Genomic DNA, 17,692 nt, shown 5'->3' with positions numbered 1-17,692 from the left:
TTAAGCCCTAACAAGTTTTACAATAGTCACTTCCTTACGCCGTTCTAAATCAACAAAATCCCCATCTTCGGTTTTTACGATTGGCCGAGAGCCAAGAAACTGTCCTAGATAAACGACTTCCGCCTGTTCACCTGTATTCAAGAGTACCCGATTCCCCAAAAAATAATCGCGTACATTATTTAAAAAAACCGTACAAACTGTCGGATCAAGCGCACCAAACATCTCTTCAATTAGAAGTTCCACTACGGCAAAGGGTGTGGTCTTTTTATGATAAACTCGATCACTTGTTAACGCATCATAAATGTCAGCTACCGCAATAATTCTGCCAAAGGGCTCAATCTTTTCCGCCGCGAGACCAAAAGGATAGCCAGTTCCATCAAGCCGTTCATGGTGCTGCACAACGCCAGCTAATACCTGCTTAGAAATTCCCGGTACGTTTTTTAGCAAGTCATAGCCATAGAGAGTATGCATTTTCATGACAGCCATTTCTTCGTCAAGCAACCGCTCCGGTTTATTCAACACAGCCAGAGGAATCTGCGATTTACCTACATCATGGAGCAATCCGGCTAAAATCAACTGATCCAATTCTCTGCCTTCATAACCAAGCCACCGTCCCAAAACACCGCAAATAACGGAAACATTTAAGGAGTGGTGAAAGGTATAATCGTCCTGACGACGTACCATCAGTAAATGGTTCATAACACCAACGGAATTCACCATAGTAGCTATCGTCGTTTGCGCAAAATCTTGTATGCGAGGTAATGAAAGCTCTTGGCAAGACCGTAGTCCCACAAAAGCCTGTTTTACAACAGGGATCAACTCATCATACGCTTTATGAAACAAACGATTCGCACGAGTAATTTCATTGTCTTGAATACTTTTTTCAATGACTAAATGCGTGATACCACGACTTTTTAATCGGGCAATCAGACTATCTGTTAACAGCATGCCTTCCATCAAGGCAATCTGCGAGTCTCGTTCGACTACAACTTGTCCCAATTTCATTCCGGCTTGTACATCATCGATGGCTAATCTTACATTTTTGGTCTGTCTCATCAGGAAACACCCTTTTCCGGAAATTATTTAACCATCAAAACAGAAATTATTTAACCATCAAAAGAAAACTTTGTTATTATATATTGCACACGAAAAGAATAACTTCCTGCACCGTTTTAGAAATAAAATTATGAAAGCTGCCACCACGCAGATCATGGTGACAGCTTGCCAGTCTCATAAAGTTTTAGTTATATTGCCTGCAGACTTTTTGCGATTGTTCCAGTACATCTGCAAATTATCCATAAAAATATACATCTGCGGCACTACGATTAAAGTTAAAATCGTCGAAGTAATTAATCCGCCAACAACTACGACCCCCATGGAAGAACGAAGCTCCGCTCCGGCGCCCAGTCCGAAAGCGACAGGCAACATGCCTAAAATCATAGCAGCTGTCGTCATAAGAATCGGTCTAAGACGAACAGTTCCCGCCTCTAAGAGTGCTTCTTCACGTGAAAGCTTCTCTTTTTCCCTGAGTGTATTTGTATAGTCTACTAACAGAATTGCATTCTTCGCTACAAGTCCCATGAGCATAATAATCCCAATAAGACTCATAATGTTAATAGTTTTAGCTGTCACTAATAGACCTAAAATGGCGCCAATCATCGAAAAAGGTAACGATAACATAATAGTAAGAGGATGAATAAAGCTCTCAAACTCAGCAGCTAACACCATATAAATCAAAACAACGGCAATAATAAGGGCTCGGCCAATTTCATTAAAGGAATCATTCATCGTCCGCGTGTCACCAACAAATTTATAATGATACCCAAAGGGAAAGTTCATTTGACTCAATTCATTTTTCGTAGCATTAATAATATCGCCAGCTGATACACCGACATTATTGGCATAGACAATAATTTCTCGCTGCCTATCTTCGCGATCAATTTCTACGGGGCCCGATGTAAAATTCACCTTGGCAATATCGCCAATCCGGACTTGATTCCCAGATTTACTAGTTACCCGCACATTGGCTACATCTTCAGGACGAAGCCGCAGTTTATCTTGCAAGCGAACTCGAATATCGTAATCCTTATCACCTACGCGGTAACGATTGGCCGTCGTATTACCAGCAAAGGCGGTTTGGACAACATAGCCAACCGTATCAGCGCTGACACCAGCTTGGCCCGCTTTCGCTCGGTCTAAAACGACTTGTACTTCCGGTTCAAAATCACTTGCCGACGTATCAACATCAGAGGCTCCTTCCACATGACGAAGCCGTTCGGCCAATTCATTGGAAAGCTGTAATAAAACATGCATATCATCGCCTTGAATGCCCACTTGGACTGGCCGCTTATCACCGCGCCCGCCTGTTGTTGACATAGGAATTACAGCAATTTTCATACCTGTGTAATTGCGAAATTTCATTCGCAACATATCCATGATTTCCATCATCGTCCGCTTGCGATCACTGCCATCCACTAATTTTACACCAATCATCGCCTTATTTACCGGATTTTGCGCATAACCGATATTCATAAAAGCAGCACGTGTTTCCGGTAGATCTAGAACCGTTTGTTCAATCGGTTGAGCAAGCTGCCGCATTTTTTCGATAGACGTGCCTGATGGCGCTGTCAAATAAATATTAAATTCGCCCGAATCATAGGTCGGCTGAAATTCAAAGCCCAGCAATGGGACAAAGAGAAAGTTTACCAATAACGAAGCAACCGCTATTGCTACAATCAGACCAGGACGCTTTAAGGCGCCACGCAAAAATTCACGATAAGTATCGCGCACTGTTTCAAAGCCCTGCTCCCATTTATCAAGAACAGTATCGACTAGCCGTCCCAAAAAGCTTTTAGCTTTCATTTGGTTCTTAGCCGCTAGCTCCTCTTTGCCTTTTAGCCAGCGGGCTGAAAGCATCGGCGTCATCGTGAAAGCCACAAACAAGGAAAAAGCGACAGCAAAGGCCACAGTCAAACCAAACTGGCGAAAGAACATGCCGATAACTTCTCCCATAGATCCAACCGGCACAAACACAGCCAAAATCGACAGTGTCGTAGCCAAAACAGCGAGCGATATCTCAGCGGTCCCCGAAAAGGCCCCTTCTGCTGGCGATGCGCCGGCCTCTATATGACGGTGAATATTTTCTACTACAACAATTGCATCATCAATTAAAATACCTACAGCAAGACTAAGTCCCATAAGCGACATATTATTTAAAGTAAAGCCGCCGGCCTTCATCAGCGAAAAAGTAGCAATGACTGACGTCGGAATCGCCAAAGCTCCAATGAGGGTCGCTCTGCCGTCGCGTAAAAACAAAAACACAATAACAACAGCAAGGAAACCACCTAAAATAAGTGAATTGGCCACATCTTCTACATTACTTTTAATATACAAAGAACCATCGCGAACAATCGTAACCTTTACGTCACTAGGCAGCTCGCCTTCGATTCGCTTCATTTCTGCTTTTACGGCATCAGAAACGGCAACAGTATTTGTGCCGGACTGTTTCTGTACTGATACGACAACAGAAGGAACACCGCCGGTTTCCGCGTAAGTTCTTTCTTCGGCATAGGAGTCAGCTACATTAGCCACATCGCGCAGCAACACGACTTGATTATTGACAGTAGCTACAGCAATCGAACCGACTTCTTCTACAGTTCGATACTGGCCTAACGTTCTAACAACCATTTCATAGCCTTGCTCTTTTACATAACCGCCTGGCGTATTCGCATTGGCGCTATTTACAGCACTAATAACCTGATCTAGTGTCATATTATAAGCATCAAGCCGCCTAGGGTCAACTTGAACCTGGATTTCCCGATCGCTGCCGCCCAAAATAGCTACATCGCCAACGCCATCAAGCTGTTGCAACCGTTCTTTCACAACATCCGTAGCCATTTTACGAATTTCACCGCGCGGGCGCTTGTCAGAAGAAAGACTATAGTAAACTACCGGCGATGCTGTAATATCATAACGCTGCGTAACCGGTTCATCGATCTGATCAGGCAGCTTTTTGCGAATTCCTCCGACTTTTTCCCGCACATCAGCCGCCGCCATCCTAGGGTCTGTTCCTAACACGAACTCAATTGTTACTTGCGCAATTCCTGGTCTAGTCAAAGTCGTAATTGTTTTAATGCCAGCTACAGAGCTTGCCGCATCTTCGATGGGCTTGGCCACAAGACTTTCCATTTCCTCCGGTGAAGCACCCGTCCAAGTTACCATGACTGAAACAAGGGGAAAATCTACATCAGGCATTAAGTCAATGCCAAGGCGGGGAATCGCCGAAAGGCCGAAAACGACAAGCACAAACACTAGCATCGTCGTAAAAACAGGCCGCTTAATAAACACCTTTAAAAAATTCATAGCTGACCGGCCTCCCGGGTGGCGCTCACTTTTACGCTCGATCCGTCGCGAATCGTATTTTGCCCGGCTACAACGATCACATCGCTATCATTTAAGCCAGACAGTACTTCAGCCCAGCCATCACCGACATAGCCAAGTTTTAATTTTCTTTGCACAACTCGATCACCATCTACAACAAAAACAGTCCGCTGATCTTCAAATAGTACCAGAGCAGACTCTGGGACGACGAGGGCATTGGGTCGTTCTCTGCCAGCGGCCATGACCTTTGCGGTCAAACCGGAAAGCATCGTCCCTTGGCTATTATCAAGCGTCACTTCTACCGTAAACGTTCTGGCAGGAACAGCAGCAGAAGGAGAAATTTTCGTAATTGTACCTATAAAGGGCTGATCTGACAATGAAGAAATTACAACTTGGGCCGTATCGCCCATTTTCACCTGCGTCACCTGCCCTTCACCGACAATTGCCTTCGCCAGCATTTTTGTCGTATCAGCTACATTAAAAACAGCGGTGCCCGCTTTCGCATAATCACCGGCCTGCAGATAACGCTTTATAACAATACCGCTATGAGGGGTAACGACGTCAGCATTCGTCAGTCGCGCTTCTAAATACGCGAGATTTCCCTGATTGGCATTGACCTGACCTTCCAGGTTGGCTACTTTTGCGGCAGCTGATTCATATTGCTGCTGTGATACAGCGCCCTGAGCTACAAGCGTTTGGGCTCTGGCTAAATCCGCTCTGGCTTGGGAAAGATCGGCTCTTACCGCATAAACACTGCCCTGCGCTTGGGATACTTGCGCTGCATATTCATTATTTTCTAGTGAGGCGACAACTTGGCCAGCCGCTACTGCTTTCCCTTCATCTGTATAGAGATTTAAGATACGCCCGTCCACTTTAGGGCTAATATCAGAATACCAAATCGGTTCAAGTGAAGCTGTAAAGGAAAGCATTGGGGTAATATTGCGTCGCGATACAGCCATAACCTCGACCGTTGCAACACGACCTTTGGCCATAGCAGCCGCTTTTTCCTTCGCTGTTTGCATATTACTATAAATGCGAAATCCAATAAAAGCTAGAATGAAAACAGTAAACACAGCAATTACATACAAGACCCTTTTGTTTTTCACGCCGAATTCCCTTTCTTTCTCTGCTGTCTAATTATAATGCGAATATTACTGCAATAACCTCTTTTAAGTTCTACAACAAGAGAATTTTTCCTCTTGACTTTACTAAAGTAAAAAAAGAAATTTCCTCAATAAAAAAACTGCTTCTTACAAGAAAAAGCAGCTACTAAAATAATACGTGTTTATGAGTTTTCGCAAAATCTACTTTCAGACTTTACAGCCTTGTTTCGCTCGCAACAAAAGTAATACAAAAATCCTAGCAAAACTACACAGCCAGCACAGAACAGATATAATATGTGGTAATTACTATAGCTGACAATAATACCAAGCAAAAAAGATCCTAAGCCAACGCCAACATCTAATGATAAAAAATACGTTGCCGTAGCAAGCCCGCTGCGTTCGGGCGGCGCTGCTAAAATTGCCAAAGTTTGAAAGGTCGGATTCAGACCGCCGAAACCCAAGCCAATTACGGCGCCTGATAGTAAAAACTGCAGAAGATTGTTCGAAAAGCCTAGCAGTAAAAATCCGCTACAATACACCACTACCGCACCATAGACAATAAATTTTGCGCCAAAACGATCAAAGGCTTTGCCAATGAACGGGCGCGAGATTACGATCACTGCGGCGTAAACTGCAAAAAAATAGCTTGCCGCTTCCAACATCCCGAGGCTACGGGCATACAACGGTAAAAAGGTTAGTAAACTGCTGTACACAAAAGCCAATAACACGCCCGTTAACGCTACAGGTAAAGCCTTAGGCTCAACAAAATTTCGCCAGTTAAAATTCCGTCTTGACGTAACTGCCCTTTGTAAATTCATTGTGTTAAAGGAAACGCCGTTACCGCCGACAAAAGCGCAGAGGCTTAGTATAAAGCAAACACTAAAAAGTATTGTAAACGAATAGGAGTGAATCACAGCTAAGCCCACAAAAGGGCCAACAACCATAGCGAGACTGGTAAAAACTGAAAAATAACCGATCCCCTCGCCTTTCCGCGATAAAGGTGAAAAAAGCGCTGCCATAGTCGCCGTCGCTGTGGTCCCTGTCGAAAATGCCGCTCCATGGATAAACCGAAGTAAAAACAAAAAGAAAGCGCCTTGGGCAAAACCATATAAAAAACAGACAAGGCATGATAGAGCTAAAGTAACAAAAACAACTTTACGTTTACTCCACTCATCAATCCAGCGTCCGGCAAAAGGGCGGAAGAGAACTGCGCCAATCTGAAAAAAAGTTAAAGTTAATCCTGCTTCATGATCGCTTTGCTGCAACTCCTGAATCGCAAACACAGGCAATGCAGCCAGCAGCGTATAGTGAATCATATATTGAAAAAAACTGCTCGCACTCATTCCGATGTACGGTAAAGTCCATAATTTTTCTTTCACCAAACCATCACTTTCCTATTCTTTGCCCAGAGCTTGGCCAGCGAGTTGATCAGCCAGTTCATTGCCTAAAACCCCACTATGGCCTTTTACCTTTTCAAAAAAGATCCAGTCAAGTTTATTTGCCGTAAAATTTTTATAAGCCTGAGTAAATTTATTATTGGCCTTCCAAGCGCCTGTCGCCCAAGCGCCAATTCCCATATAGTCATGATGAAGCCGAATCGGCTTGCTATCTTCTTTTTCAGCCCACTGAATCGCGCGCATGGCCGCCGCAAGTTCGCCTGCCACATTGCGCATAAGAGCCGCCTCTTCATTTTCACCGACGCCGCTATCTTGAAACAAAACTTCCTCTTGTTTCATAACTACAAAAGCCCAGCTATATTTGTTTTGTTTCTGATTAAAACTACCATCAACATAGATATGATACTCTTCTGTATTGGAACTAGCTAGACTTTTATGCCCGCCTTCCAGGTAGGCTTGCGCTTCACTTTCAGTAAGAAACGCTTTAAATTGTGCATTAGGATAGCCGTGAGTTTGAGCTTTGCACTCATCCCAGCTCAAATATAAACCAGGAACCTTGCCAACGCGAACTGCATAAATTTTCTTGGGAGCCACTACAGGACCTCCTTTGTTTATCATTCAAAAAGGGTTATCCGCCACGGAACCGCGACAGACAACCCTTAGAGACTATCCGGTTACGATTTCTGTAAAACTGCTTGTTTCGCCGCTTCCTGCACGGACTTAAGCGTTTGTCCTGTTTTCTTAGCTAAATCAACACAATCATCATATTCAGGCATAATTTGAATTACTTTTCCTTCATATGTACTGATTTTTACGGCAATATCGCCGTCAGGCAACTTAGCTGTAACGAGATTCCGCTCAGCAATTGCCCGGTTTACAGGATAAAAACGCATACCAATCGTAGATGTTTCATCAAATATCGTGCGGCACAAAGTGTCTTTAAGTCCTGCCTCGGCCAATACGCTCAACATCGACGCTGACCGGCCTTTTTTCATAACAATCGGCGTAATCCATGCATCACAGGCGCCAAGTGCCAACAGCTTTTCAATAGTATAAGCAAGCACTTGTGGCGTGGAATCATCTATATTGGCTTCTAAAACCCATAGCTCCTGCTCTGCTTCCTGTACGTCTCCTAAATATAAACGAAGCACATTAGGAATGGAAAGCTCATGACTGCCAGCGCCATAGCCAATCGTTTTTGTCGCAAAAGCAATTGGCTTATCACCAAAGGCCTTTCCATAAGCAGCAAGAATCGCCGCTCCCGTGGGAGTTGCCAATTCCTTTTCCACCTGGCCACTGTACGTCGGTATCGCCTTGAGCAGTTCTGCTGTAGCAGGCGCTGGTACAGGCATAAAACCATGACTGCAACGAACCAGACCGCTACCCACATGAACTTTAGAAGCATAAACAACTTCAATCCCTAAATAATCAAGAGCAAAAACAATGCCCACAATATCTACAATCGAATCGACTGCACCGACTTCATGAAAATGCACATGATCAATTGTCGTACCATGAACTTTAGCCTCCGCTTCACCAAGCAAAGTAAAAACTGCTTTACTTTTTACTTTAACCTGGTCATTTAACGCAGACTGATCAATGATCTTATAAATATCAGGCAAATGGCGATGATGGTGCCCTTCCCCGGTGACGACATCAACATAAGTTGCGGCAATACCTAATTTATTGACCTTAGATACCTTTATTTCATAGTGATCCAGTGGCAAAGATTGTAAAGCTTCCCGCAGTTTGGCCTCAGGCAGGCCAACCTCCAATAACGCGCCAAGCAGCATATTTCCGCTGATTCCTGAAAAACAGTCTAAATAAATTGCCTTCATTCTGTCACCTCATATGATTTATTATACTAGCCAGACGACCAGCGCCAAAGCCATTGTCAATATTTACGACAGCTACGCCGGCAGCACAGCTATTAAGCATCCCCAAGAGAGCCGCTAAGCCGCCAAAGTTAGCCCCATAACCGACACTTGTCGGAACAGCAATAACCGGTTTAGCAGCAAGCCCGCCCACAACACTGGCCAACGCACCTTCCATGCCCGCCGCGACAATAATGACATTTGCTGCTTCAATCGATTCCCGTTGACTTAACAGCCGATGGATTCCCGCTACGCCTACATCGTAAATCCGCTTCACACGATTGCCCATGACTTCTGCCGTAATCGCCGCTTCTTCTGCTACCGGCAGATCACTTGTCCCTGCCGTAAGCACTAGAATAAAGCGATCTTCATCTTTAGGCAACGGATTTTTCTCCACCACGATCAGCCGCGGCAATTCATAATACACCGCATCAGGCACGACGTCCTTTACAGCTTCATACATATCCTGACTAGCCCTTGTAGCTAAGATACTGCTATGATGCGCTGCGAGCGAAGTAACAATCTGAACCACCTGATCCACTGTCTTTCCTTCCGAATAAACAACTTCAGGAAAGCCTTGGCGCGCTGAGCGTTGGTGATCAATTTTGGCAAATCCCAACTCTTCATAAGGAGATAGCTTCGCAAGCGCCTCATCAAGAGAAACTTCACCACGCTGAACCTGTTCTAAAATCCCTCTAGTTTTTTCACTCCACATGATCCTTCAACTCCAGCATCTCATTCATACTTCCCGTGCGGTAGCCCCCGAGATCAATTGTTACGTAAGTAAAACCAATTGCTTTAAAGGCGCTCACGAGTTTTTCCCGTTCTTCCCCCACCATAATCGCGGCAATTTGGTCAGGTTCGACTTCAATGCGGGCTAAGTTCCCATGATGGCGTACGCGAAACTGCCCTTTAACCACCGAAGCAAGCAGAATTTCCGCCTCTTCTACCTGTTTTAACCGTTGCCTAGTAATAGGCAAGCCATAAATTAAGCGAGATACTAAGCAGGCAGCACTGGGCTTATTCCAAGTGGGCAGTCGCCAAGCTTTCGAAAGCTGACGAATTTCCGCTTTATGAAAACCAGCTTCTAGCAGAGGACTTTTTACCATAGGAATCTCCGCTAACGCTTTTAGACCAGGACGATAATCGCCCTGATCATCTACATTCGTTCCATCCAAAATATACGCGTAGCCGCGTTCTTTTGCCCAAGTAGCTAACGCGGAAAATCGATTTTTCTTACAAAAATAGCAGCGTTCCGCTGTATTATTTACAAAATCGGGATCATCAAATTCACCAGCTTCTAAAAAAAGCTGCGGCACCTCTAGCGTCGCAGCGATGGCCCTACAATCTTCTTGTTCTTTTTGCGTTAAACTTTCTGATCTGGCTGTAACGAGCAAAAGATCTGTCATTACAGATTTAGCAGCAGCAGCGAGGAAAGTACTGTCGACGCCGCCGGAAAAAGCAATGACCGCTTTATCATAAGACCGCAGCACTGTCTGCAATTTCTGCACTTTTTCCTCTAAATTGTCCATCTTGTATCACCTAATTTCCTTAGTCAAAAGCTGTGTCTTCCTTCTGGAATCATCAGTTTTGTATAGTAAATAGGCTTCGGCCTACAAATCTCTTTTCTACATATTCACCCAAAGAAGCAAACTTCCTGCTTACAGCTATTGTAAAAGTTCCCCTTGTTTTTTCTGCGCTAACAAAATTTCAAGCAAGGCAATAATATTTAGTTCCATTTCCTCAATGAGAAGCAAGAACTGATGAATCCCCGACAATTCTTTATTCCAAGCAGAAGGAAGAGCCTGTGCTTCTTCCAAATAAGCAATAGCAAGTTCCAAATATTCAGCGCCGGTTACGACAAAAGTATCGAGAAGCGTTTCGAGTCCCGAAGAATGTGGCTCGGGAAAAATAAAAATCGCTCGACTGTACCCTTCACTGCCCGCCTGAAATTGCATAAATACTATAAATGCCTGCCAAAAACCTAAAAAAGTCTTATTCTCAGTTAAGAATAGAGGAAACCAGACTTCCATAATCATTTTGCTAATTTTATTCACGTAAAGTTGCTGCAGTTGAAGCATTTGTGTAAGCTGCTGTTCCGGTTGCAATGCCAATTCAACCACCGCCTTATTTATAACGACCTGCCGCCCAGGTACTACTCTATCATATTCCAGCCCTATTATTATGTTTACTTCATGGTTACAGGATTAGCGAAAAAAAGAGAACCTAAAAATTCAGGCTCTCTTTCCTACTATAATCATTTTTATTAAGCTTCTACTGCCACTAAGCGTGTTAGAACAGCAAGCACATCCGAGTCTTCTACATCACTGCTAATTTTCCACTTACCGAGATCCTCTAACAAGATCCAGCGAGTCTGTTGATTTAAATTTTTCTTATCTCGACTCATATAAGATAAAATGTCATCCTCTTGAAAACCCGGTGCCGCAGTAGGCAGATGATAGCGCTGTAAAAGTCGCTTAAGGCGTACAGCGATAGTAGAGCTTAAGCCGGTAGTAAGTTCACTAAGATACAACGTCCCCAATAATCCCACAGCAACAGCCTCGCCATGAAGATAGGAAAAAGAACTGGCCGCTTCAATCCCATGACCCATTGTATGACCCAAATTCAAAGCCATGCGAACGCCCTGTTCTGTTTCATCAGCGCAAACAAACTCAGCTTTCATTTCGCAGCACCGCTGAATTACATATCCGACTGCCTCTGGTTCTAGTGCTAACAATGCATCAGCATGGTCTTCCAAATACTGAAATAGGGTTGAATCTGCTAATAGGCCGTACTTAATCACTTCGGCCATACCTGCATAAAACTGCCGTGGCTCCAGCGTTTTTAAAACAGCAAGATTGATATGTACACGCCGCGGCTGATAAAAAGCGCCTATTAAATTTTTTCCTAAGGGATGATCTACTGCCACTTTACCGCCAACACTCGAATCAACCTGAGCCAAAAGGGATGTCGGAATTTGAATAAAAGGAATGCCCCGTAAATAAGTAGCAGCAACGAAGCCCGCCATATCACCGACAACTCCGCCGCCGAGCGCTACGAGCAACGAGTGACGATCCAATTTTTCTTGAATCGCTTTTGTAAAGATAGCATTTGCTTCTTGCAGATTTTTTGCTGCTTCGCCAGCCGGAAAACAATAAATATCAGCGCAAATCCCAGCCTGTTCTAACAGCATCTGTACCGTCTTTCCATATAAGGGACCTACATTACTATCGGAAACAATCAGCCCCTGCTGCGAAAAAGATTGTGATGTAAGCCAGTCCGCAAGGTCCTGCCAGGAGTCGGCAACCATTTCAATCTGATAACTTTTTTCCCCCAACTCAATCGGAATGATTGTCATAGCTCCACCGCCTGTTTCTATTTATTCTGATTGCTAAAAGGTTTAAAATCTATTCTTTGGCGATATGCGGCAAGACTATTCTGTAAATCAGCCATACAATCACTGCTAAATTTATCCAAAATGGCTTCTGCCAAAACAAGGCTTGCCGCTGCTTCACCAACTACAGCTGCCGCGGGTACAGCGCACACATCACTACGTTCAGTACTTGCTGCAATAGCTTCCCCTGTAGCAAGATCAAAGGTCTGTAAAGGTTTCATTAAGGTAGGAATTGGTTTCATAACTGCACGAATCGAAATCGGTTCCCCATTCGTCATACCGCCTTCGATACCGCCGGCATGATTTGTAAGACGATGAATGCCGTTTTGGCTATAAGTAATCTCATCGTGAATTAAGCTTCCTGGAAGATCGGCACAACCAAATCCGGCGCCAAACTCTACGCCTTTAATCGCTTGAATGGAAACAAAGGCAGCAGCAAACTTTGCGTCTAACTTACGATCATATTGAACATAGCTGCCAAGTCCCGGCGGTGCATTCAACAAAAGAACTTCAAAAACACCGCCAAGGCTATCACCAGCTGTTTTCGCCGCATCAATACATGCTTTCATTTTCTCACTAACAATAGGATCTACACAGCCTACTTCGGAGTTCCGTTCCTGTAGTTCCGCGATTGTAACAGCCTTTTCCAGTTTGACACCGCCAATATTAATGACATGAGAATAGATCTGTATACCAAGTTCTTCTAATAAAGCGCGAGCTACAGCGCCTGCCGCCACCCTTGCTGCCGTTTCTCTAGCGCTCGCCCGCTCTAAAATATCTCTTACATCACTCCGGTCGTACTTTAACAAACCAGTAAGATCAGCATGACCTGGACGTGGTTCTAAGACTTTTTCACCTTGTGGCAACCCTTCCGGTGCCATTTTCCCCTGCCAATTTTGCCAATCTCGATTAAGAATTTGTAAGGTAAGAGGGCTGCCTAATGTTTCGCCAAAACGAAGTCCTGATAAAATAGTAACCTTATCTGTCTCAATTTTCATGCGTCCGCCGCGCCCATAGCCTTGTTGACGCCGCGCTAGCTGCTCATTAATTTTTTCTGAAGATAGCTTAAGACCTGCAGGCAAGCCCTCCATAATCACAGTAAGGCAAGGTCCATGGGATTCGCCTGCTGTAAGAAATCGTAACATAGTACACCTCATCTACTAAAGTATAAATTTTCTAGATCCTATTGCTTAAAGGAACTCACCCGTTCTGCTAGACTATCAGAGCTTTTTGCTCCAACCTTTTCTTGCAAAAATTCCGCAGGCAGAGAATAAGCATAAATAGAAATTGCTAAGCTACAGCTTACTTGCAATCCTTTTGACGCAAAAACAACTTTATGGATTGTCATTAAACGAGGAAGACTCTCACATTGTTGTAAAAATCTAAGAATAGAAAAAAAGGACCCTCGCAATGAAATTTCCAAAGGCATTTCACAAAATCCTTGTCGTTGAAAGGATTTTTCCGGCATTACCTTCTCTAAGGTAAGCCCTTGCTGCCAAGCAAGTCCCGCTAAAGTTTTAACAAACTCTGCTAAAGATGCGTCTACCGGAATCTTTTGATCGGCATCGATGAGTTTTTGATCCAGTTCAGCTAAATATACATCTCCCTGCGGATGTAATTCACAGAAAAGCTGAACTTTATCTAACTCCTGCAAGACCTGAACTTTGGTAGTTTGCCACGCTATGATCTCGCGATACTGTGGTAGCAAAAAGAACTTTAAAACTGCGCACGATAAAACAGTGAAAAACCCCACGCCAATAAAAAGCAGTTGTTTTTGTGAGAAGGACTTTTTCTTCGTCAAATTCACATGTAACATACTATAGCCCTTTCAATTTTAACACAATCTCAAATTTTGTTACAGGTTCTTTTTCATCACGCCCAGCATGAATTAGCAAAGGATCTGCAAATGATTCTGATTGGCCACACTGATCCATGAAAGCAGTTACAAAAGAATAATCTAGTGCTTTCCCCTTTACTCTAATATAGCTTTTTTCCACTTCAAGATCGGTAAACCATAACTGCGGTGCTGCCAAAATCGCTAAATTGATAAAAATAGGCGTCCAAACAACTGCGCCCTGCTGTATCGTCTCAATAGTGGTTGTTTTTTCAGCTAGAGATGCTTCGCTCTGCCTCGCCGCTTCCATTTGCACTTTCATAGGCTGATATATAGAGAGCTTAGATTGCAGCGTTCGCACTTCTGATTTCAATTGATATAAAAAAATCGCCTGAAAAATATAAGTAAAGAAAAAAAGTCCCCCAAATAGTCCCATAAAAAAACAGTAAAATTTCTTGAAACTAAGTTTTGAGATTCTTTTGTCTTTTGGCAACAAATTAATATGTATCATTACATTTCGCCTCGCATAGCAAGGCCTAGCGCAGCGCCTAGAGCAGGGGATTCTTTCGCTAAAAATTCCTGATCGAGGCAAGGCGCTACTGCAATGTTAGCTAATGGATCATGATAAAAGACAGGAATGTCTATTTCTAACGCAAAAGCTTCTCTTAAACCGCTCCAGCAAGCGCCTCGTCCTGTCAATATAAGTTGCTGAAACGCAGCTTCAGCATACTGCCTCGTATAGTAATTGATCGCTTCGCGAACCTGCCGCAAAAGCTCTGTCGTCCATTTTCTTGCCGCATTATCCGTTATACCCGCAAAAAGTAACGGCTCCTGGCATTCTTTAAAACTCTGCGCTTCTTGCATAGAACAGCCAATTGAAGCCGCCAGAAACTCGATCAATTGATCACCGCCAAGGGAAATACTTTTTGTGAATACAGGGGTTTCATTTTGAATAAACGTAAGCTGCGTTTCCTTAGCACCAATGTCAAGAAACAGCAAGTCCTTTTCTTCAGAGACTGTCCGCAATAAGGCCAGTGATTCCGTTTCCACTGCCAAAACCTGCAAGTGTAAGTTTTCTAAAATTGCTAACAGCGGATCTAATAGAGACCGCAACACAGCGACTAAAAAAATCCGCATACGATCTGTTTTTACATTAGAATCCATAATGGCAAAATCATAATAAAAGCTTCCCGGTTCATAAGGCACATATTCATCAAGAGTCCAATGAATCGCTTCCGCCAATTCATCAGATGTCATAACAGGTAAAACAATCTCCCGCGAAAAAACATAGTGGTCGCTTAACGCTAAAACAACATTTTGGGCCGTTGCGCAACTGATCGCCAAGCCTTGTTGTAGTGCAGTTGTCAATTGAACCATATTGGCCAACGGGGACTGACTTAAACAACCACTTCCGGTTGGAAAGATTGCAAAATGAGTAAGCTCATTTTTTTTAGATAGCTTATCAAGTTGAACAATTTTAAGGGAAGACGTACCGATATCCAGACCAATTAGGCTTGTAAACCGTTGCTGAAAATAACCTATAACATTCTGTCTAATAGAATGCCATCTGCTTTTTAGTAAAAACAAATTTATACTTTTTTCTCATCATCCGAGTGGTTGGGATTATTTTTTACAATAGTAACCGCCCGACTGATGGCTGTAACAATATCCGCATTAAATTGTGTTTCAAGCAGATGGGTCCTTGTATAGGTTTCACCCAAAGGTTTAACAATATATTTTGAAGGCAATAGGTTTAACGCGATAGCCGCCATGTCATGACGACATCGTTCACAGGAGCAAATATGAGGCCTTTCTGACAAAATCGCCGTAAGCTTCTGCCATACAAGATCTTCCATATAATTTTTCAATATCATGGTATCCGCCCTTTCTCGCTCGTTATTTTGTCTGAGATCTACGTTCTGTCTTTATGCAAATCATGCTCGATATGCATAAGCAAAACACCCTTCGTGTCAAATTGCAAGGTTGCCTGCAAAGCTTTGTTTGCTCCTCTAAACGAGCCGATAGAATGAATGTAATATGTTTTGTCTTCTTTTTCAATCGTAACAAAGGCCTCGCCCATGGAAGATTCATTTAAAGATTCAACCCAGCTCTGGCGAAAAGTATTCGGCTGCGTCGAAACTTCGGCAAAAGCCGCATAAAATCCTGCCTGAGCGGCATATTCAGCCTGTTGGGCTCGTCGCGCCACATCGTCTGTAGCCAGAACAATTTGAACTTCTTTAGCCATAGCTGCAATGAATACTCCCAGAAAGAGAGCCAATGCAATTGTAAAGATAGTCGCATAACCTTCCTCTCGCCAAAAAACCTTCACCGCAATACCCCCTGCCCCCCAGAATTCCAAAGATATACCGCGGTTTTAGCTGTAACAGACTGTCCTGTTTGCTCATCATAAAACTCCAAATTCAAGTTAATAAGTTGATGTGTTTGTTCAGGATAGAAACAAAAAATTTTTTTTAGGGAAATATGATGTGAAGAAAGAATTGGCTGCGCTCCCGCCCCATCATTTAAATCGCGATAAAAGCCCTGCTGTGAGCTTTGTACGTAAGTAATATTTTTGCCTTGGGCGGTAAAATAAAGATCATCGCCGCCAAAATGAACCGAATCAGCATCAGCAGTCAACAAATCTTGTCTTAGCATCTCGACCGCCATTCTGGACTGCTCCGTAAGATATATATTCGAGTGAATCATTTGATGTTCTTTAATAGCGATTTGCATAAAAGGAAGCCCGATACTAAGAAGAACTGGCAACAGCGCAAGATATAAAGTCAATTCCACAAGCGTAAACCCTTTTACATTAAAAACCTTTGTTACCTTTTTTATTTTCATTGTATCGCCATAACTTTTTGACTTGGTACATAAGTGCAATAATACACCTGTTCCTCGTTTCTGCCTTCTTGCCAATGAACATATACAGTCACCACTGCAAGCTCTTGATAGCGAGGATGTGGTTTAATATAAACTTCCCGTCTAAACCTGACCTGATTACATAAAAGTTCTTCCTGACTGCCATCTAAAACAGAAGCCGTACCGACAGCCTGCAACTGGGCTAGTTTTTCCTGACACAACTGCGCCGCCATGAAAGCATCTTTAGAACTGCGACTTGCCAAAACCATCATTTGCAAGGCTGCACCAAGAGTCGCAGCAAGAAAAAGAATAATGGCGCTAGCCACTAAAATATCTAATAAGAAAAAACCGCCACTACTTGTATCACTTTTTTTATTTTTAGTAAGAAAGATTGCTGCGAATTCGCCCTGTCGATAAAGCAATGACAATGACACCACGATACTTCGCTCCTTTTGCTGCAAGATCAATGCTATAACCGGTAACTGGAAAACCAGCCCCCCAGAAAATCAAATTTCCGTCTGCCGGAAAATATAGCTCTTTCGCTAACTGAGCTCGTTTCACAATCTTTCCCTGATCAGAGATATAGTAATATGCTCCATTAGGTCCATTTGCATAAGATAAATAAGCAGTTCCATGACAAAAAGACAACTCGCGCGTAAGGTACAAATCAGCTACCAGTTGGTCCATCGCAAAAGACAAAGTCAAATCAGACAAATTCACCCAGCGCGGCACAGCCAACAGAGAAATTAAAGAAAGCAAAAAGAGAACAACAAGCATTTCCACTAAGGTAAAGCCTCGTCTCATTGTAAAACACCGCTTTCGCCGAAAATACAAAAGAAGAAGATGCC

19 protein-coding genes are annotated in these 17,692 nt (G+C 43.4%); all 19 read right to left on the bottom strand.

Annotated elements, in window-relative coordinates; all coding sequences use genetic code 11:
• Entirely contained in the window at positions 1 to 1,056 is a 1,056-nt protein-coding gene (locus AC0MXB_RS04305; RefSeq protein ID WP_474038378.1) for an HD-GYP domain-containing protein, read from the bottom strand.
• Between the two features lie 174 nt (positions 1,057 to 1,230).
• The gene (locus AC0MXB_RS04300) at positions 1,231 to 4,362 is read right to left on the bottom strand and encodes an efflux RND transporter permease subunit (protein WP_474038377.1); all 3,132 of its coding nucleotides are present in this window, start codon (positions 4,360 to 4,362) and stop codon (positions 1,231 to 1,233) included.
• Positions 4,359 to 5,486, bottom strand: coding sequence for an efflux RND transporter periplasmic adaptor subunit (locus AC0MXB_RS04295; protein WP_474038376.1), 1,128 nt, complete (start codon positions 5,484 to 5,486; stop codon positions 4,359 to 4,361). Before AC0MXB_RS04295 ends, AC0MXB_RS04300 begins: the two co-directional genes overlap by 4 nt.
• A 179-nt stretch (positions 5,487 to 5,665) precedes the next feature.
• Positions 5,666 to 6,862 carry an MFS transporter gene (locus tag AC0MXB_RS04290; RefSeq protein WP_474038375.1) on the bottom strand — a complete coding sequence of 399 codons (1,197 nt, stop codon included), beginning with the start codon at positions 6,860 to 6,862 and terminating at the stop codon, positions 5,666 to 5,668.
• A gap of 15 nt (positions 6,863 to 6,877) precedes the next feature.
• Positions 6,878 to 7,474: a ribonuclease H1 domain-containing protein gene (locus AC0MXB_RS04285; RefSeq protein ID WP_474038374.1), complete on the bottom strand. Its 597-nt coding sequence runs from the start codon at positions 7,472 to 7,474 to the stop codon at positions 6,878 to 6,880.
• Positions 7,475 to 7,554: 80 nt separating this feature from the next.
• Entirely contained in the window at positions 7,555 to 8,718 is a 1,164-nt protein-coding gene (larC, locus tag AC0MXB_RS04280) for a nickel pincer cofactor biosynthesis protein LarC (protein ID WP_474038373.1), read from the bottom strand.
• 4 nt (positions 8,719 to 8,722) lie between these two features.
• Positions 8,723 to 9,469, bottom strand: coding sequence for a nickel pincer cofactor biosynthesis protein LarB (larB, locus tag AC0MXB_RS04275; RefSeq protein WP_474038372.1), 747 nt, complete (start codon positions 9,467 to 9,469; stop codon positions 8,723 to 8,725).
• Positions 9,459 to 10,286 carry an ATP-dependent sacrificial sulfur transferase LarE gene (gene larE, locus AC0MXB_RS04270; RefSeq protein ID WP_474038371.1) on the bottom strand — a complete coding sequence of 276 codons (828 nt, stop codon included), beginning with the start codon at positions 10,284 to 10,286 and terminating at the stop codon, positions 9,459 to 9,461. Before larE ends, larB begins: the two co-directional genes overlap by 11 nt.
• A 135-nt stretch (positions 10,287 to 10,421) precedes the next feature.
• Positions 10,422 to 10,868, bottom strand: coding sequence for a hypothetical protein (locus tag AC0MXB_RS04265; RefSeq protein ID WP_474038370.1), 447 nt, complete (start codon positions 10,866 to 10,868; stop codon positions 10,422 to 10,424).
• Between the two features lie 152 nt (positions 10,869 to 11,020).
• Positions 11,021 to 12,112 carry a 3-dehydroquinate synthase gene (gene aroB, locus AC0MXB_RS04260; protein ID WP_474038369.1) on the bottom strand — a complete coding sequence of 364 codons (1,092 nt, stop codon included), beginning with the start codon at positions 12,110 to 12,112 and terminating at the stop codon, positions 11,021 to 11,023.
• A gap of 17 nt (positions 12,113 to 12,129) precedes the next feature.
• Positions 12,130 to 13,293, bottom strand: coding sequence for a chorismate synthase (gene aroC, locus AC0MXB_RS04255; protein ID WP_474038368.1), 1,164 nt, complete (start codon positions 13,291 to 13,293; stop codon positions 12,130 to 12,132).
• A 38-nt stretch (positions 13,294 to 13,331) separates the two neighbouring features.
• A complete protein-coding gene (locus tag AC0MXB_RS04250) occupies positions 13,332 to 13,964 on the bottom strand; it encodes a type IV pilus inner membrane component PilO (protein WP_474038367.1) in 633 nt (210 codons plus the stop codon).
• 1 nt (position 13,965) lies between these two features.
• The gene (locus tag AC0MXB_RS04245) at positions 13,966 to 14,493 is read right to left on the bottom strand and encodes a PilN domain-containing protein (protein WP_474038366.1); all 528 of its coding nucleotides are present in this window, start codon (positions 14,491 to 14,493) and stop codon (positions 13,966 to 13,968) included.
• A complete protein-coding gene (gene pilM, locus AC0MXB_RS04240) occupies positions 14,493 to 15,569 on the bottom strand; it encodes a type IV pilus assembly protein PilM (protein ID WP_474038365.1) in 1,077 nt (358 codons plus the stop codon). The genes AC0MXB_RS04245 and pilM overlap by 1 nt, the downstream gene beginning before the upstream one ends.
• A gap of 2 nt (positions 15,570 to 15,571) precedes the next feature.
• Positions 15,572 to 15,856, bottom strand: a complete 285-nt coding sequence (locus AC0MXB_RS04235; RefSeq protein WP_474038364.1) for a late competence development ComFB family protein — start codon at positions 15,854 to 15,856, stop codon at positions 15,572 to 15,574.
• Between the two features lie 38 nt (positions 15,857 to 15,894).
• Positions 15,895 to 16,311 carry a hypothetical protein gene (locus tag AC0MXB_RS04230; RefSeq protein WP_474038363.1) on the bottom strand — a complete coding sequence of 139 codons (417 nt, stop codon included), beginning with the start codon at positions 16,309 to 16,311 and terminating at the stop codon, positions 15,895 to 15,897.
• Positions 16,308 to 16,826, bottom strand: coding sequence for a hypothetical protein (locus tag AC0MXB_RS04225; RefSeq protein WP_474038362.1), 519 nt, complete (start codon positions 16,824 to 16,826; stop codon positions 16,308 to 16,310). The genes AC0MXB_RS04230 and AC0MXB_RS04225 overlap by 4 nt, the downstream gene beginning before the upstream one ends.
• Positions 16,823 to 17,281, bottom strand: a complete 459-nt coding sequence (locus AC0MXB_RS04220; RefSeq protein WP_474038361.1) for a type II secretion system protein — start codon at positions 17,279 to 17,281, stop codon at positions 16,823 to 16,825. Before AC0MXB_RS04220 ends, AC0MXB_RS04225 begins: the two co-directional genes overlap by 4 nt.
• Entirely contained in the window at positions 17,223 to 17,648 is a 426-nt protein-coding gene (locus AC0MXB_RS04215) for a prepilin-type N-terminal cleavage/methylation domain-containing protein (protein ID WP_474038360.1), read from the bottom strand. Before AC0MXB_RS04215 ends, AC0MXB_RS04220 begins: the two co-directional genes overlap by 59 nt.
• Between the last annotated feature and the right edge of the window lie 44 nt (positions 17,649 to 17,692).

The organism is Pelorhabdus sp. sgz311001 (assembly GCF_055901755.1).
Note: the sequence above shows the minus strand (reverse complement) of the source record. Positions and strands in the feature narration are given on the sequence as shown.

Bases quoted from the DNA above. Each gene is read 5' to 3' on its own strand.
- larC (WP_474038373.1), bottom strand. From the start codon at position 8,718: ATGAAGGCAATTTATTTAGACTGTTTTTCAGGAATCAGCGGAAATATG.
- AC0MXB_RS04305 (WP_474038378.1), bottom strand. From the start codon at position 1,056: ATGAGACAGACCAAAAATGTAAGATTAGCCATCGATGATGTACAAGCC.
- larE (WP_474038371.1), bottom strand. From the start codon at position 10,286: ATGGACAATTTAGAGGAAAAAGTGCAGAAATTGCAGACAGTGCTGCGG.
- AC0MXB_RS04225 (WP_474038362.1), bottom strand. From the start codon at position 16,826: ATGAAAATAAAAAAGGTAACAAAGGTTTTTAATGTAAAAGGGTTTACG.
- aroC (WP_474038368.1), bottom strand. From the start codon at position 13,293: ATGTTACGATTTCTTACAGCAGGCGAATCCCATGGACCTTGCCTTACT.
- AC0MXB_RS04215 (WP_474038360.1), bottom strand. From the start codon at position 17,648: ATGAGACGAGGCTTTACCTTAGTGGAAATGCTTGTTGTTCTCTTTTTG.
- larB (WP_474038372.1), bottom strand. From the start codon at position 9,469: ATGTGGAGTGAAAAAACTAGAGGGATTTTAGAACAGGTTCAGCGTGGT.
- AC0MXB_RS04250 (WP_474038367.1), bottom strand. From the start codon at position 13,964: ATGTTACATGTGAATTTGACGAAGAAAAAGTCCTTCTCACAAAAACAA.
- AC0MXB_RS04235 (WP_474038364.1), bottom strand. From the start codon at position 15,856: ATGATATTGAAAAATTATATGGAAGATCTTGTATGGCAGAAGCTTACG.
- AC0MXB_RS04300 (WP_474038377.1), bottom strand. From the start codon at position 4,362: ATGAATTTTTTAAAGGTGTTTATTAAGCGGCCTGTTTTTACGACGATG.
- aroB (WP_474038369.1), bottom strand. From the start codon at position 12,112: ATGACAATCATTCCGATTGAGTTGGGGGAAAAAAGTTATCAGATTGAA.
- AC0MXB_RS04245 (WP_474038366.1), bottom strand. From the start codon at position 14,493: ATGATACATATTAATTTGTTGCCAAAAGACAAAAGAATCTCAAAACTT.